Source organism: Pseudomonas sp. CG7, from assembly GCF_023701885.1.
GTDB classification, from domain to species: domain Bacteria; phylum Pseudomonadota; class Gammaproteobacteria; order Pseudomonadales; family Pseudomonadaceae; genus Aquipseudomonas; species Aquipseudomonas zanjanensis.
The window spans coordinates 1-13,579 of the sequence record NZ_JABAEE010000023.1 but is presented as its reverse complement, the minus strand read 5'-3'; the positions used below and the strand labels follow the sequence as shown (position 1 = coordinate 13,579).

Annotated in this window: 16 protein-coding genes; 5 read left to right on the top strand and 11 right to left on the bottom strand. The window is 63.9% G+C overall.

The genetic code is table 11. The annotated features are described in order from the left end of the window. Positions 1-150: 150 nt before the first annotated feature. The 11 genes from HGO40_RS11955 to nirS form a co-directional block, all read right to left on the bottom strand. Positions 151-1,647: a nitrite reductase gene (locus HGO40_RS11955; RefSeq protein ID WP_250963171.1), complete on the bottom strand. Its 1,497-nt coding sequence runs from the start codon at positions 1,645-1,647 to the stop codon at positions 151-153. Further along, positions 1,644-2,486: a uroporphyrinogen-III C-methyltransferase gene (gene cobA, locus HGO40_RS11950; RefSeq protein ID WP_250963170.1), complete on the bottom strand. Its 843-nt coding sequence runs from the start codon at positions 2,484-2,486 to the stop codon at positions 1,644-1,646. Before cobA ends, HGO40_RS11955 begins: the two co-directional genes overlap by 4 nt. A 40-nt stretch (positions 2,487-2,526) precedes the next feature. After that, positions 2,527-3,705: a heme d1 biosynthesis radical SAM protein NirJ gene (nirJ, locus tag HGO40_RS11945; protein ID WP_250963169.1), complete on the bottom strand. Its 1,179-nt coding sequence runs from the start codon at positions 3,703-3,705 to the stop codon at positions 2,527-2,529. Then, positions 3,699-4,325, bottom strand: a complete 627-nt coding sequence (gene ahbB / locus HGO40_RS11940; protein WP_250963168.1) for a siroheme decarboxylase subunit beta — start codon at positions 4,323-4,325, stop codon at positions 3,699-3,701. Before ahbB (HGO40_RS11940) ends, nirJ begins: the two co-directional genes overlap by 7 nt. Next, positions 4,300-4,743 (bottom strand): Lrp/AsnC family transcriptional regulator, encoded by a 444-nt coding sequence (locus tag HGO40_RS11935; protein ID WP_250963167.1) that lies wholly within the window; start codon positions 4,741-4,743, stop codon positions 4,300-4,302. The genes ahbB (HGO40_RS11940) and HGO40_RS11935 overlap by 26 nt, the downstream gene beginning before the upstream one ends. Continuing rightward, positions 4,736-5,248 (bottom strand): siroheme decarboxylase subunit beta, encoded by a 513-nt coding sequence (ahbB, locus tag HGO40_RS11930; RefSeq protein WP_250963166.1) that lies wholly within the window; start codon positions 5,246-5,248, stop codon positions 4,736-4,738. The genes HGO40_RS11935 and ahbB (HGO40_RS11930) overlap by 8 nt, the downstream gene beginning before the upstream one ends. Beyond that, positions 5,245-5,703 (bottom strand): Lrp/AsnC family transcriptional regulator, encoded by a 459-nt coding sequence (locus HGO40_RS11925; RefSeq protein WP_250963165.1) that lies wholly within the window; start codon positions 5,701-5,703, stop codon positions 5,245-5,247. The genes ahbB (HGO40_RS11930) and HGO40_RS11925 overlap by 4 nt, the downstream gene beginning before the upstream one ends. A 2-nt stretch (positions 5,704-5,705) precedes the next feature. Then, positions 5,706-6,884, bottom strand: coding sequence for a cytochrome D1 domain-containing protein (locus HGO40_RS11920; protein WP_250963164.1), 1,179 nt, complete (start codon positions 6,882-6,884; stop codon positions 5,706-5,708). Further along, positions 6,881-7,210 carry a c-type cytochrome gene (locus HGO40_RS11915; RefSeq protein WP_250963163.1) on the bottom strand — a complete coding sequence of 110 codons (330 nt, stop codon included), beginning with the start codon at positions 7,208-7,210 and terminating at the stop codon, positions 6,881-6,883. Before HGO40_RS11915 ends, HGO40_RS11920 begins: the two co-directional genes overlap by 4 nt. 179 nt (positions 7,211-7,389) lie before the next feature. Continuing rightward, on the bottom strand, positions 7,390-7,698 hold the full coding sequence (locus HGO40_RS11910) for a c-type cytochrome (protein ID WP_250963162.1): 309 nt from the start codon (positions 7,696-7,698) through the stop codon (positions 7,390-7,392). A 24-nt stretch (positions 7,699-7,722) separates the two neighbouring features. Continuing rightward, positions 7,723-9,402 carry a nitrite reductase gene (nirS, locus tag HGO40_RS11905; RefSeq protein ID WP_250963161.1) on the bottom strand — a complete coding sequence of 560 codons (1,680 nt, stop codon included), beginning with the start codon at positions 9,400-9,402 and terminating at the stop codon, positions 7,723-7,725. A gap of 268 nt (positions 9,403-9,670) precedes the next feature. Between nirS and HGO40_RS11900 the strand changes: the two genes are divergently transcribed. The 5 genes from HGO40_RS11900 (at position 9,671) to HGO40_RS11880 (ending at position 13,430) form a co-directional block, all read left to right on the top strand. After that, entirely contained in the window at positions 9,671-10,405 is a 735-nt protein-coding gene (locus tag HGO40_RS11900) for a CbbQ/NirQ/NorQ/GpvN family protein (protein ID WP_411387502.1), read from the top strand. After that, the gene (locus HGO40_RS11895) at positions 10,389-10,973 is read left to right on the top strand and encodes a cytochrome c oxidase subunit 3 family protein (RefSeq protein WP_250963159.1); all 585 of its coding nucleotides are present in this window, start codon (positions 10,389-10,391) and stop codon (positions 10,971-10,973) included. Before HGO40_RS11900 ends, HGO40_RS11895 begins: the two co-directional genes overlap by 17 nt. A gap of 12 nt (positions 10,974-10,985) precedes the next feature. Beyond that, positions 10,986-11,231, top strand: coding sequence for a cytochrome C oxidase subunit IV family protein (locus tag HGO40_RS11890; protein WP_250963158.1), 246 nt, complete (start codon positions 10,986-10,988; stop codon positions 11,229-11,231). A gap of 327 nt (positions 11,232-11,558) precedes the next feature. Continuing rightward, positions 11,559-11,999 carry a c-type cytochrome gene (locus HGO40_RS11885; protein ID WP_250963157.1) on the top strand — a complete coding sequence of 147 codons (441 nt, stop codon included), beginning with the start codon at positions 11,559-11,561 and terminating at the stop codon, positions 11,997-11,999. A gap of 3 nt (positions 12,000-12,002) precedes the next feature. Then, positions 12,003-13,430 (top strand): cbb3-type cytochrome c oxidase subunit I, encoded by a 1,428-nt coding sequence (locus HGO40_RS11880; protein ID WP_250963156.1) that lies wholly within the window; start codon positions 12,003-12,005, stop codon positions 13,428-13,430. Positions 13,431-13,579: the final 149 nt, after the last annotated feature.

The window sequence follows — 13,579 nt, the reverse complement described above, 5'->3', positions numbered from 1 at the left end:
CAGGGGTGCGCTCGTACTCAAAAATGAAGTCGCCCACTGCTTTTGTGGCGAGGGAGCTTGCTCCCGCTGGGCTGCGAAGCAGTCCTGAGACCTGACACCCAGGTGTCTCAGAGCGGTTGATATTGGGGGCTGCGCATCAGCCCCTTTTTTTCAATGCGACGTCCCCTCGGCAAACTCGATCTTGTTGCCGACGTTGTACTTGCCCGAAGGCTTGTTCATGGGCAGTCGCTTGATTTCCTCAAGGGTGTCGCTGTCGTAGACGATCAGCGCGCCATCGCTATCCCAGATGCTCAACAGCAGATAGCGGCCATCGCGGGTGAACTCGACATGGGCGGCGGTCTTGCCGGGCATGGGCCGCAGGGTGTGGGCGATTTCCAGGGTCTGTTTGTCGATCAGGTGGATGGCATCGTTGTCCGGGCCGAAGAACACATCGGTCCAGGCGTAGCGGGAGTTGGCGTGACTGCGCAGGAAGAAACCCGGCCCCAGCGTGGGGATCTGCTTGATGACTTTCCAGGTGTCGAAATCGATCACCGAGATCAATCCCTTGCTGATGTTGGGCGTGGCGAACACCCAGTGTCCATCGCGTTTCCAATAGGTCCCCGAGCCCAGGTGTGGCATGCCCGGCAGCGCGATGTCAGTGACGATCCGCCCGGTGTCGAGGTCGATCACCTGACCGCCCTGGGCCTTGCGGGAGGTGGCGAGCAACTGCCGGTAATCAGGCGAGAAGGAAAAATCATCGAGGTAATCCTCGGCCTCGATCCGCCGGGGCACGAAGTCCGGGTTCGGTCCGGTGGGCAGTTCCCAGACCTCTTTCACGTCTTTCAAGGCCACGATGAAACTGTTGCGCGGCGGGGCGGTATACACCGCACTGACCCGCGAAGCCTGGCCGTCCAGCCCCACCGTTGCAACGGTCTTGACCAGTGACAGGTCGCGGGCATCCAGCACCACCAGGTTGCCGGGCAGGGTGTTGCCCACCAGCACCCAGCGCCCGTCCTTGCTCACCGCCAGGTTGCGGGTATTGAGCCCGGCCCGCACCTCGGCGATGAGCGTGAGGTTGTGCAGGTCATACAGGCTGATCCAGCCGTCCCGGGAGGCGAAATAGACGAAGCGTCCATCCGGCGAAAACTTCGGCCCGCCATGCACCGCGAAATGTGAGGCGAAGCGCGCCAGGACTTCGAAGCGATCGCCGTCGACGATATCGACGTGATGATCACCAGCCTCCACCACCACGAACAGGTTCAGCGGGTCGGCGTGGTGCTGGGGTTTATCGGGCAGGCTGGCGACATCCGCCAGCAGGCGATGGCTGCGGCGCGTGTCGTCCTCGCTCCAGGTCGGTTCGACGGCGGGTGAACGCTGGAGATAGTGGGTCAAGCCATCGATCTGCGCAGGCTCGAGCACCGCACCGAACGCCGCCATCTGGCTGGCCGGGCGGCCATTTTCGATCACCTGGCGGATTTCGTCGGGCTTGATCCGACTCAGGCTCTGGGGCAACAGCGCCGGCCCGGCGCCGCCGATGCGATTCACCCCATGGCATTGCTGGCAGTGTTGCTGGTAGTTCTGTTCGGCCAACGCCAGGTCCGGTTCAAGCGCCGTGGCGCCGTGGACGGCGCCGATCCACAGCAATGGGGCAAGCCAGCCGATTCTCATGAGGCCACCCTCGCGATACCTGGCTGGAGCGGTAGGGCCGGGTGCAGGCGGGCCGGATGCTCCAATACCTGATGGGCAAACAAGCCAACCACCTTGCCGATCACCGTCAAGGTTGGCAGGCCTTCGGCGCATGCCAGCGCCATCTGCGGCAATTGCTGGAGAGTACCGCGCAGGACCTGCTGGTCGGGGCGCGTGCCGTTGCTGATCAACGCCGCCGGCGTATCAGCCGCCAGGCCCGCCGCGCTCAACTGCGTGGCAATGGTGCCGAGGTGCGACAAGCCCATGTAGCACACCAGGGTCTGGCTGTCATCCGCCAGGCTCTGCCAAGGCAAGTTCAAGTCGCCTTCGCGTTGCAAATGACCGGTGATGAAACGGCAGGAATTGACCAGGTCGCGATGGGTCAAGGGAATGCCGGCGTAAGTGCTGCAACCGGCCGCGGCGGTGATACCGGGCACGATTTGGCAATCGATACCCCGCGCCAGCAGATACTCCAGTTCCTCGGCGCCGCGACCGAAGATGAACGGATCGCCGCCCTTGAGCCGCACCACCCGTTGTCCCTGGTCGGCCAGGTCGGCCAGCAGTTCGTTGATCTGTGGCTGGGGCAGGCTGTGGCAGCCGGCGGCCTTGCCGACGTAATGCCGGGCGCAGGTGAGTGGAATCAGGGTGAGCAATTGCGCGCTGATCAAGCGGTCGTAGACCACCGCGTCGGCCTGCAGCAACAGGCTCCATGCGCGCAAGGTCAGCAGGCCCGGGTCACCGGGGCCGGCGCCGACCAGGGCGACCTCGCCCGGTCTGAAGGGCGATTGCAGGGCAGCGGGCAAAACGATGGAGGCAGGCATGGGACTTCCTTGGTTCGGTATCAGGTTCGCCGTCGGTTCATCAGGCGCAGGGCAGCGCAACGCTGGGGATCGGGTGCAAGCCAATTTCGTCATCGCTGAGGTGGCAGCCGGGGTCCTGGCCCCACAGGTCGCCGTCGGCCCAGGCGCGGGTACGGGTATTGCCGTTGCAGATGTCCAGCCATCGGCATTGCCCGCAGCGGCCGCCCACGGCCCGGGGGTGTTCGCGCAGCTTCAGCAGCAGGGCATTGGGGCGATCGAGCCAGAGGATCTTGAACGGTGTCTGGCGCACGTTGCCCACCGAGTGCTGCCACCAGTAGGTATCGGGGTGGACTTCGCCGGTATTGTCGATGTTGGCAATGCCGCTGCCCGAGGCATTGCCGCCCCAGGCCCGCAGCATCTGCTCCAGTGCGGTGTAGTGCTGGGGCAAGTGCCGGGATACCCAGTGCAGCAAGAGGATCGCATCGGCATCGTTGTTGCCGCTGACGAAGTCACTGTCGCGTCCCTGTTCGATGTCGCGCCAGGCCCTGTCGAAGATCAAGTCCATGGCCTCGCGGCTCATCTGCTGCTGGGCATCGAGCTTGCGACTGCGCTTGCCGCGGCCGCTGTAGTTGAGGTGCGACAGGTAGAATTTCTGTACGTCGTATTCATCCATCAAGTCCAGCAAGCGTGGCAGCTGGGCATGGTTTTGCTGGGTGAGGGTGGTGCGCAACCCGACCCGGATCCCTTGCTCGCGGCAGAGCCGGATGGCCGCCATGGAGCTGGCGAAGCTACCCTTGAGCTGGCGGAATTCATCGTGGGTCGCTTCCAGGCCATCGATGCTGATGCCGACGTAGTCGAAATTCGCCGCGGCAATCAGTTCGATGTTGGCGGCGTCGATCAATGTGCCGTTGGTGGACAGGGCCAGGAAAAAGCCTTTGTCGCGAGCATAGGCACTGAGCTGGAACAGATCGTCGCGCAGCAAGGGTTCGCCGCCGGACAGGATCAGCACGCGCACGCCGGCATCATGCAGGTCGTCGATGACCCGGAGTGCCGCCGCTGTGTCCAGTTCATCGCGAAACACGCTGTCGGCGGATGTTGCGTAACAGTGCTTGCAGGTCAGGTTGCAACGTCTGAGCAAGTTCCAGATCACCACCGGCGGGCGCTGGCTGCCCGGTGGCGCGACACGTGGGGCGGGGCAGTGCCCGGCCAGGGCTCGCAGGTAGTGGCTGATCCTCAACATAAGTCGCTCCGTGGGAGCAAGGCTTGCCCGCGATGAAGCTGATGCCGCTCTTCAGAAACCGACGCCCCTGTTTCGCGAGCAAGCTTTGCTCCCACAGGCGACAGCCGCAGGCCGGTTTTTTTCAGGATACGGCTGCTCACCAGCATGTCGTCGGCGGCGCAGGCGTCCCCCAGCAAATAGCGCAGGTGTTCGCGGTAGCGGTCGATTTCGTCGCGGCTGCGGCCGTGGACCATGGCGAACAGGTTGTAGCGCCAACCGGGTCGGCGCGGGCGCCGATAGCAGTGGCTGACAAAGGGCTGTGCTCCCAGCAGGGCGCCGAGGCGTGCGATATCGGCATCGGCCACGTCCCACACCGTCATGCCGTTGTGGCGATAACCCAGGCGATAGTGATTGGGCACGGCGGCGATGCGCCGGATCGCGCCTTCGGCCTGCAGGCGCTTGAGCAGGTCGAGGGTGGATTCCACGCTCAAGCCCAGTTGTTCGGCCAGCCAGGCCCAGGGGTCTTCGAGCAAGGGCAGGCCGGCCTGGGTCAGTTCCACCAGGCGCAGGGCCAAGGGCGTTTCATCCAGCCGTGGCGGCGCTTGCCACAACGACTCAGACGGGGAAGTACAGGCCGACATGGTAGGTCTCCTCTTTGGGCAGGTTCAGCGGCACCAGGCCGGTCAGGTGCTCGATACGCAGCAGGGTGTCGTTGATCGCCTGTTCGCTGGGGCAGGCGAGCACGAACCACATGTTCCAGGTGTGTTCGCGGCGGTAGTTGTGGGCGACTTCGGGCATGTCCGCGAGCAGCTCGGCGATGGTTTCGAAGCGCGATTCGGGCACCGCCAGTGCCGCCAGGGTGAACGCACCGCCCAGGCGATCGATATCGAACATTGGGCCGAAGCGGGTCAGTACGCCGTCGTTGAGCAGTTCGTGCAGGCGGTCGAGCAATTCGGTCGCATTGCTGTCCAGTTCCTCGGCCAGGGCCTGCCAAGGATGACGGACCAGTGGCAGGCCCAATTGCAGGCGATTGATCAGGCGCCGGTCGAGGTCATCCATCGCTGCGGGCTCCGACCGGTGCGGCGAAACGTCCGCCGCATTGCTTGAACAGGTGCGTGCTGAACAGTAGCTGGTGGGGCAGGTCGTCCAGCAGGTGTTCTTCCAGCAGCGCCTGGACCTGGGCCTCGACGCGGTCACGCTGGCGCCCGTGGATCATGCAGAACAGGTTGTATTGCCACTGGGGCAGGCGCCGTGGACGCTGGTAGCAAAGGCTGATGCCCGGGGCCTGGCCGAGGCGCCGGCCGACTTCATCGACCAGGGCGTCCGGCACATCCAGCACCAGCATGGCGTTAGCGGCAAACCCCAAGGCGCGATGGTTGACCACCAAGCCGACACGACGGAACAGGCCCTGTTCATGCCAGCGCTGCACCTGTTCGAGCACCTGTGGCTCGCTGGCCTCGATCTGTTCGGCCAAGGCCTGGAAGGGACGGGATGTCAGGGGCAGGCCGGTTTCCAGCAGACGGCGCAAGGCCAGTGACTGTTGTTCGCTCAGGGTGATGTTCATGGGGTGGCCTCCAGGGCAAAGCCCAGGTCGATGCGGTAGGCGGTGAGCATGGGCAGGTCCAGGGGCGTGAGACCGGTGTCGTGTTCCAGTTCCTGGAGGATGTTGTCCAGGTGCGCCCGGTTGGGGCCGGTCAGCACGAACCAGAGGTTGTAGCGATGTTCCCGGGCATAGTTGTGATTGACTTCCGGGTATTGACTGACGCGTGCCGCCACTTGGTGCAGGCGGTCTTCGGGCACGGCCAGGGCGGCGAGGGTGCTGGCCCCGGCGCGGGTGTGTTCGAACACCGGGCCGACCCGCGATAAGGTCCCGGCCACGTGCAGGTGTTGAAGGCAATCGATGACCTGGGCTGCGCTGCAGCCCAAGGTCTCGGCCATGGCCCGATAGGGTTCGGCGCACAATGGCAGGCCATGCTGGAATCGATCGATCAGGCGCCGGGCCAGTGAGCTGGGTGTCATGGTCAATACCCCGGCTTGTGCGCACGACTGCTGAAGAAAATCCCGCTCGGGCTCAGGGCCGGTAGGCTGCCCAGGCGTTCGAGCCGATACGGGTTCCAGCCCTGGACCTCGCCACCGTCCCGGGCGGACAGCCACAACTGGTCACCCCGTGCGGTGAATTCCATGTGCAGCACCGCCGGGCCTGGCCGTAGGTCGGCGACGATGGCGTGGGTCTGGGTGTCGATGACCTGGACGCGGTCGTTGTCCGGATAAGCGAAGTTGACCCACAGTTGCCGGCCATCCGGTCGCGCCGTGACGAACACCGGTTGGCCGGCTACGGCGATGGCGTCGGTCTGCTGCCAGCCCTGGGCATTCATCACCAACACCTGGTGATGCCCGACGGCGGGTACGAAGGCTTGTTGGTCGGCGATGGCCCAGCCTTCCAGGTGCGGCATCTTGTACACCGGCAACTTGTCCTGGCCGCGTCCGTAGTGCCCGAGCAGCCGTTTCACGCCGCGCTCCGGGTGCCAGAGGTCGAGCTGGGCCATGCCGTCCTCGCCGAACAGCCCGGCCATGTAATAACGCCCGTCGGGGGTGAGCAGGGCGTCGTAGGGTTGCTGGCCGATGGCGGTGAAACGCTCGATGCGCGGGGTACGGCCCTGGCTGAAGTCGGCGGTCCAGATCTCGCCGGTGTCGAACAGGCTGAACACGAAGCGTTGTCCCGGTGCATCCACCAAGCCGACCACGCGTGAACGTTTCTGGCCGCCGGGCAACGGCGTGGCCGGGATGTCGGCGACCTGTTCCAGGGTCCGGGCATCGAATACCTTGACGCCGCCGGGCTCGTAGTTGGAGACGGCGATCAGCTTGCCGTCCTGGCTGATCGCACCGCCGATGCTGTTGCCGCCCTGGATGATCCGGCGCTCGATTTGTGCGCCCAGCAGGTCGACTTTGCTCAGGCCACCGTCGCGACCGAACACATAGGCGTAGCGCTGGTCGCGGGAGAACACCACCGAGGCGTGGGACAGGTCGCCCAGGCCGTCGACACGGCCCAGGGCGGTGCGGGTGTCACTTTCGATGATTTGCAGGCTGCCGCTGGCGCGTTCCACCACCACGCCCAAATCGCCGGTGCCGCGCAACGGTGTCTGGGCGCAACCGCAGAGCAGCAGGGCGATGGCCGTGGAGGACAGGAGAGAACGGATCATGGGGCGGGTTTTCCTTGAAGGAGCCGGTCCACCAGCCAGCGGATGTCGTCGGGTTCGAGCAGCGCGGCCCAACCGGGCATGGCGCTGCCGGGCCGGCCGAGGGTGACGGTGGCGATGAGGCTGTCGCGGGATTTCCCGGCCAGGGCTTCGTGGGTCAGGGGCGGGCCGAGGCCACCGGTCAGGTACAGGCCGTGACAGGCGCCGCAATCCTGGTCCAGCAGGTGTTGCAGTTGGGCCTGGCGCTGGCTGTCGGGAGCGGCCAGCACGCAGGCGGAGAAAACGAAGAGGAGGGCGGTTATCGGGGTGGTGATGCGGTGTCGTTCCATGACGTCCTCCTGAAAAAATTGCACCGCTTTTGTGGCGAGGGAGCTTGCTCCCGCTGGGCTGCGCAGCAGCCCCTTGGGTTTGCCTGACACACCGAGTCGTCAGGGTGCTATTTGGGGCCGCTTCGCAGCCCAGCGGGAGCAAGCTCCCTCGCCACAGGTATCAGGCAGATCCTGCCCAGTTATTTAAGGGTCAAGACCCACGCCGCGAGGATCTTGGCTTCTTCCTCAGTCACCGGGTTGGCCGGCATCGGCATCGGTCCCCAGTTGCCTTGCGTGCCTTCCTTGATGTGTTTGGCCAGTACCGCCTCGGCCCCTGCGACACCGGCGTTTTTCGCCGCGACTTCCTTGAGCGCCGGGCCCACCACTTTGGTGTCGATGGCGTGACAGGCCGCGCAGGGCTTGCTCTTGAACAGTGTCGGGCCGTCTTGCGCCAACGCCGGCAGGCTGTAGGCGGCGGTCAAGGCCAGTGCGATCAGAATAGGCTTCATGATTTTTCCTCTTATTGATGGGGCTCAATAGATGTCGTGTTGGGTGTTGTAGACGTTGAATTTCCCGGTGGGGGTGATCAGGCGCTTGTCCTTGATCACGTTCTTGACCTTGAGGGTCTTGTCGTCGATCACCACCAGTGCCGACTCGTCTTCCTGGCCGCTCCAGACCGAAAACCAGACCTCGTCGCCGGCCTTGTTGTATTCCGGTTGCACCACGCGCAATGCGCCTTTCTTGATGCCGGCGTATTCGGCAATCGGCAGCACGGTGTAGCCGGCGTCGAGCTTGTCGATGTTGAACACCGCCACCGACTGGCTGAGCTTGGCGTCGGGGCTGAGGGTGGTGTCGACATACAGGTGGCGCGACGCGGGGTGGGTCTTGATGAACAGCGAACCGCCGCCTTGGCCTTGGAGCGAAGCGACTTGTTTCCAGGCGTATTGCGGATGCTTGACCGGGTCGGTGCCGATCAGCGAAGCCCCGGCATCGCCCAAGTGGCTGGTGGCCCACACCGGTCCGGAAAGCGGATGGTTGAAGTTGGCGCCGCGGCCTGGGTGCGGGGTCTTGCCGACATCCACCAGGGCGGTGAGCTTGCGGTCCTTGGAGTCGATCACCGCGACCTTGTTGGAGTTGTTGGCGGCCGTCATGAAGTAGCGATGGCTGCTGTCCCAACCGCCGTCATGAAGGAACGGTGCGGCATCGATGCTGGGGATGGTGAGGTTCTTGATGTCCTGGTAGTTGACCAGCATCACCTTGCCGGTTTCCTTGACGTTGACGATGAACTCCGGCCACTCGTGGGAGGCGATGATCGCCGCGACGCGCGGCTCGGGATGGTATTGCTGGGTGTCGACGGTCATGCCCCGGGTCGAGACGATCTGCTTGGGCTCCAGGGTCTCGCCGTCCATGATGGTGAACTGCGGCGGCCAGTACGAACCGGCGACGGTGTACTTGTCCTCGTAGCCCTTGAATTTGGAGGTTTCTACCGAACGGGCTTCGATACCGACCTTGATTTCCGCGACCTTGGTCGGCTCTTTCGGCCACAGGTCGATCATGTCGATCTTGGCGTCCCGGCCGATTACCAGCAGGTAGCGCCCCGACGCCGAGATGCGCGAGATGTGCACCGCGTAACCGGTGTCGATCAGCTTGACGATTTTCTTGCTGTCGCCGTCGATCAAGGCAATCTTGCCGTCGTCGCGCAGGGTCACCGAGAACAGGTTCTGCAGGTTGAGGTTGTTGAGCTGCTTGGTCGGGCGGTCCTCGGGTTTGACCAGGACCTTCCAGGTCTTGAGGGTTTCGGCCATGCCCCATTCCGGCGGCGTCGGTGGGGTGTGCTGGATGAACTTGGCCATCACCGTGATCTGGTCTTTGGTCAGGGCGTTGGAGGTGCCCCAGTTCGGCATGCCGGCGGGCGAGCCATAGGTGATCAGCGCTTCCAGGTAAGCCTGGCCGCGGGACTGGGTGATGTCGGGTGTCAGTGGCTTGCCGGTGGCGCCTTTGCGCAGGACCCCGTGGCAGCCGGCGCAGCGCTGGAAATAGATTTCCTTGGCCGAGTCGAAGTCGGCCTGGCTCAGGTCCGGCGCGCCTTCGGTCTTGACCACCCGGGGTGACTCCGGCGTGGTGGGTTGGTCGGCGAAGGCGTAGGGAGCAACCAGCGCTGTACACAGCGCCGTCACCCTCAGGGCCCACGTTTTTTTGTGGCTGATCAGCATTCCATTTCTCCTCAGGCATGACCCGCGCTGCGCTGTAAATGACGTTTGGCGCGCAGGTTCTTGGTGCGATGCAAGGCTATGCCCAGGGCGGTGGTGAGCCGCTTGACGGCGATCAAGTTTGCCGGCCGCCGCCCTTGCCAGGTTGTCGCAGGGCACCGTAGCGTGGCCGGCAATCGTGTTGTCTGATCAGGCCCTCGCCATGAACGCTATCCACACTTTGCAGCACCCCGACGAACCCTTTTATCAACCCCAGGACAACGAACAGGCGATGTTCGAACAAGCCTGGCATCACGGCATGCCGGTGCTGATCAAAGGCCCCACCGGCTGTGGCAAGACCCGTTTCGTCCAGCACATGGCCCACCGCCTGAAACTGCCGCTGTACACCGTCGCCTGCCACGATGACTTGAGCGCGGCCGACCTGGTGGGCCGTCACCTGATCGGCGCCCAGGGCACCTGGTGGCAGGACGGGCCCTTGACCCGGGCCGTGCGCGAGGGCGGCATCTGTTATCTGGATGAGGTGGTCGAGGCGCGCCAGGACACGGCGGTGGTGCTGCACCCCCTGGCCGATGATCGGCGGCAGTTGTACCTGGAGCGCACCGGCGAAGTGCTGCAGGCGCCGCCGTCGTTCATGCTGGTGGTGTCGTACAACCCCGGTTACCAGAACCTGCTCAAGGGCATGAAACCCAGTACGCGCCAGCGTTTCGTGGCGATGCGCTTTGGTTATCCGGCAGTGGTCGATGAAGAACGCATCGTCGCCCGCGAGGCGGGTGTGGACCTGGCACTGGCCGCCCAAGTGGTGCGGCTCGGGCAGGCCCTGCGCCGGCTCGACCAGCATGATCTGGAAGAAGTGGCGTCGACGCGCTTGCTGATTTTCGCCGCGCGCATGATCGGCTCCGGCATGGACCCGCGCCAAGCCTGCTTGGCCTGCCTGGCCGAGCCGTTGAGTGATGACCCGCAGACCGTTGCCGCGTTGATGGATGTGGTCGATGTCCACTTCGGCTGAAGCCGCTGGCGTGTCCCGGCGATTGCCCGGGGACTTGGCGATGTGGTTTTTCATCCTCGCCGAGTTGTCGGTGTTCGCGCTGTTGATCCTGGCGTTCACCGTCGCCCAGGCGTTGTACCCGCAGATGTTCAGCGAGGGCCGGCAGTTGCTGGACCGGTCCACGGGCCTGGCGATGACCCTCAGCCTGCTCACCGCCGGCCTGTTCGCCGCCCTGGCCCAGGAGCAAGCCAGGCAGGACCGGCCGCGTCGAGCCGCGCTGTTGTTGTGCGGGGCGTTGTTGCTCGCCTGCGGTTATGTGGCGATCAAACTCACGGAGTATGCCCATCTCTTGGCGAACGGGCTGGGGATGGAGCACGACACGTTCTTCACCTTGTACTGGATCCTCACCGCGTTTCATTTCCTCCATGTGCTGCTGGGCATGGTGATCCTTGCCTGGCTGGCCGAGGGTTGTCGGCGAGGTCGCTATGGGGCGCAGCGCAACAGTGGGCTGGAGTCCGGTGTGCTGTATTGGCACATGGTGGATCTGGTCTGGGTGTTGCTGTTCCCGGTGGTCTACATCCTTGATTGAGCGGAGGTGCTCATGTCGGCTTCCCGTGTCTTGATCGCCTGCTGGATGGCGCTGACTGTGCTGAGCAGCGGCACCGTCGCCCTGGGCCAGGTCGCCACCAGCGGGCTGGTGTCCATCGCCATCCTGGCGGTCGCGGTGACCAAGGCCTGGCTGATCGCCGACGGTTTCATGGAGCTGCGCCATGCGCCGCGGTTGTGGCGGCGGTTGGTGTTGAGCTGGGCGGTGGTGCTGGCGATTGCGATCTCGTTCGCGCTCTGACGCCCGACCTTCCCCCTGTGGCGAGGGAGCTTGCTCCCGCTGGGCTGCGAAGCGGCCCCAACAGCAACAACTCAATCCATCTGACACACCGCGCCAGCAGGTTTTAGGGTCGCTGCGCAACCCAGCGGGAGCAAGCTCCCTCGCCACAAAAGCTCATCAGGCTTTCTGGCAGTGTTGGAACACCCCAGCAAAACACAAAAGCTCACCCGTCTTTTCGAGCGGTGCTGGAACAACCCACCAAAACCATCGGAGATTCTTGATCGCCATCAAGCGGTTCCGGACCCCTGGCTTCCTAGAATGGTCACGCCAAGCAATGAGGAAGTGACCATGTCAGATACCTTCACCAAAGGCATGGCCAGGAATATTTACTTCGGGGGAAGCATCTTCTTCTTCCTGATATTCCTGGCCCTGACCTACCACACGGAACAGACCTTTCCCGAACGCAGCAACCAGGCGCAATTGACGGAATCGGTGATACGCGGCAAGGGCGTCTGGGAGCGCAACAACTGCATCGGCTGCCATACCTTGCTGGGCGAGGGCGCGTATTTCGCGCCGGAGTTGGGCAACGTGGTCTACCGGCGCGGTGGCGACGAGGCTTTCAAGCCGTTCCTGCAGGCCTGGATGAAAATGCAGCCGCTGAACGTTCCGGGTCGTCGGGCCATGCCGCAGTTCAACCTGAGCGAGCAAGAGGGCGACGACATCGCCGAGTTCCTCAAGTGGAGCTCGAAAATCAACACCAATGGCTGGCCGCCAAACAAGGAGGGCTGAGAGATGAGCATGGCTAATCCGCATCTGAAATTCGCCTCGCAGGCCGTCGCCAAACCCTACTTCGTGTTTGCCCTGATGTTGTTCCTCGGGCAGGTGCTGTTCGGTTTGATCATGGGCTTGCAATACGTGGTCGGCGACTTCCTGTTCCCGCTGATTCCTTTCAACGTGGCCCGCATGGTCCACACCAACCTGCTGATCGTCTGGCTGCTGTTCGGCTTCATGGGCGCGGCGTATTACCTGATACCGGAGGAGGCCGACCGCGAACTGCACAGCCCGAAACTGGCACTGTTGCTGTTCTGGGTATTCGCCGCCGCAGGCGTGGCGACGATCCTGGGCTACCTCTCGGTACCTTATGCGACGCTGGCGAAGTTCACCGGCAACGACTTGTTGCCGACCATGGGGCGGGAGTTCCTGGAGCAGCCGACGATCACCAAGATGGGCATCGTCGTGGTGTGCCTGGGGTTCCTCTACAACATCGGCATGACCTTGCTCAAAGGTCGCAAGACCACCGTCAGCATGGTGATGATGACCGGCCTGATCGGCCTGGCGGTGTTCTTCCTGTTCTCCTTCTACAACCCGGAAAACCTCGCCCGCGACAAGTTCTACTGGTGGTGGGTGGTGCATCTTTGGGTGGAAGGCGTCTGGGAATTGATCATGGGTTCGATGCTGGCCTTCGTCCTGATCAAGATCACCGGCGTGGACCGGGAAGTGGTGGAGAAATGGCTCTACGTGATCATCGCCATGGCACTGATCACCGGCATCATCGGCACCGGTCACCACTTCTTCTGGATCGGCGCGCCCGAGGTCTGGCTGTGGGTCGGTTCGATCTTCTCGGCGATGGAACCGCTGCCGTTCCTGGCGATGGTGGTCTTCGCCTTCCGCATGGTGAAAAACCGCCGTCGGCATCTCCCGAACCGCGCCGCGACGTTGTGGGCCAAGGGCACCACGGTCACCGCGGTCTTCGGCGCGGGGGTCTGGGGTTTCCTGCACACCCTGGCGCCGGTCAACTACTACACCCACGGTTCGCAACTGACCGCGGCCCACGGCCACCTGGCCTTCTACGGTGCCTACGCGATGATCGTGATGACGCTGATCAGCTACGCCATGCCACGCTTGCGCGGCTTGGGCGAAGCGGCGGACGAACGTTCCCAGCGCCTGGAAATCTGGGGCTTCTGGTTGATGACCCTGTCGATGGTGATGATCACCTTGTTCCTCACCGCGGCCGGTGTCGTCCAGGTCTGGTTGCAACGTTGGATGGAGGATGGCAGTGCCTTGCCGTTCATGGCGACGATGGATCATTTGAAGCCGCTGTTCTGGGCGCGACTGGTCAGCGGCGTCGGGTTCCTGGCCGGGCTGCTCTGCTACCTGTTCAGCTTCCGTCAACGTGGCCGCGCGGCCCTGCGTGCACCGGCGGCGGTGGTGCCTTCTTGAAAGACCACCGCTGAACTCGTGGCAAGAGAGCTTTTGTGGCGAGGGAGCTTGCTCCCGCTGGGCTGCGCAGCAGACCCTTTTTGATGGGCGCTTCGCACTGGAGCGCCCGCGCGCGCAAGACGGCGGCACCTGCCAGGCCGCCAGGGCGG

What these genes read in the sequence shown, in the direction of transcription:
- HGO40_RS11935 (WP_250963167.1), bottom strand. Translation starts at nt 4,743, where the DNA reads ATGGATGACCTCGACCGGCGCCTGATCAATCGCCTGCAATTGGGCCTG.
- HGO40_RS11925 (WP_250963165.1), bottom strand. Translation starts at nt 5,703, where the DNA reads ATGACACCCAGCTCACTGGCCCGGCGCCTGATCGATCGATTCCAGCAT.
- HGO40_RS11910 (WP_250963162.1), bottom strand. Translation starts at nt 7,698, where the DNA reads ATGAAGCCTATTCTGATCGCACTGGCCTTGACCGCCGCCTACAGCCTG.
- HGO40_RS11895 (WP_250963159.1), top strand. Translation starts at nt 10,389, where the DNA reads ATGTCCACTTCGGCTGAAGCCGCTGGCGTGTCCCGGCGATTGCCCGGG.
- HGO40_RS11915 (WP_250963163.1), bottom strand. Translation starts at nt 7,210, where the DNA reads ATGGAACGACACCGCATCACCACCCCGATAACCGCCCTCCTCTTCGTT.
- HGO40_RS11920 (WP_250963164.1), bottom strand. Translation starts at nt 6,884, where the DNA reads ATGATCCGTTCTCTCCTGTCCTCCACGGCCATCGCCCTGCTGCTCTGC.
- nirJ (WP_250963169.1), bottom strand. Translation starts at nt 3,705, where the DNA reads ATGTTGAGGATCAGCCACTACCTGCGAGCCCTGGCCGGGCACTGCCCC.
- nirS (WP_250963161.1), bottom strand. Translation starts at nt 9,402, where the DNA reads ATGCTGATCAGCCACAAAAAAACGTGGGCCCTGAGGGTGACGGCGCTG.
- HGO40_RS11885 (WP_250963157.1), top strand. Translation starts at nt 11,559, where the DNA reads ATGTCAGATACCTTCACCAAAGGCATGGCCAGGAATATTTACTTCGGG.
- HGO40_RS11900 (WP_411387502.1), top strand. Translation starts at nt 9,671, where the DNA reads ATGTTCGAACAAGCCTGGCATCACGGCATGCCGGTGCTGATCAAAGGC.
- cobA (WP_250963170.1), bottom strand. Translation starts at nt 2,486, where the DNA reads ATGCCTGCCTCCATCGTTTTGCCCGCTGCCCTGCAATCGCCCTTCAGA.
- HGO40_RS11955 (WP_250963171.1), bottom strand. Translation starts at nt 1,647, where the DNA reads ATGAGAATCGGCTGGCTTGCCCCATTGCTGTGGATCGGCGCCGTCCAC.
- HGO40_RS11880 (WP_250963156.1), top strand. Translation starts at nt 12,003, where the DNA reads ATGAGCATGGCTAATCCGCATCTGAAATTCGCCTCGCAGGCCGTCGCC.
- ahbB (WP_250963168.1), bottom strand. Translation starts at nt 4,325, where the DNA reads ATGTCGGCCTGTACTTCCCCGTCTGAGTCGTTGTGGCAAGCGCCGCCA.
- HGO40_RS11890 (WP_250963158.1), top strand. Translation starts at nt 10,986, where the DNA reads ATGTCGGCTTCCCGTGTCTTGATCGCCTGCTGGATGGCGCTGACTGTG.
- ahbB (WP_250963166.1), bottom strand. Translation starts at nt 5,248, where the DNA reads ATGAACATCACCCTGAGCGAACAACAGTCACTGGCCTTGCGCCGTCTG.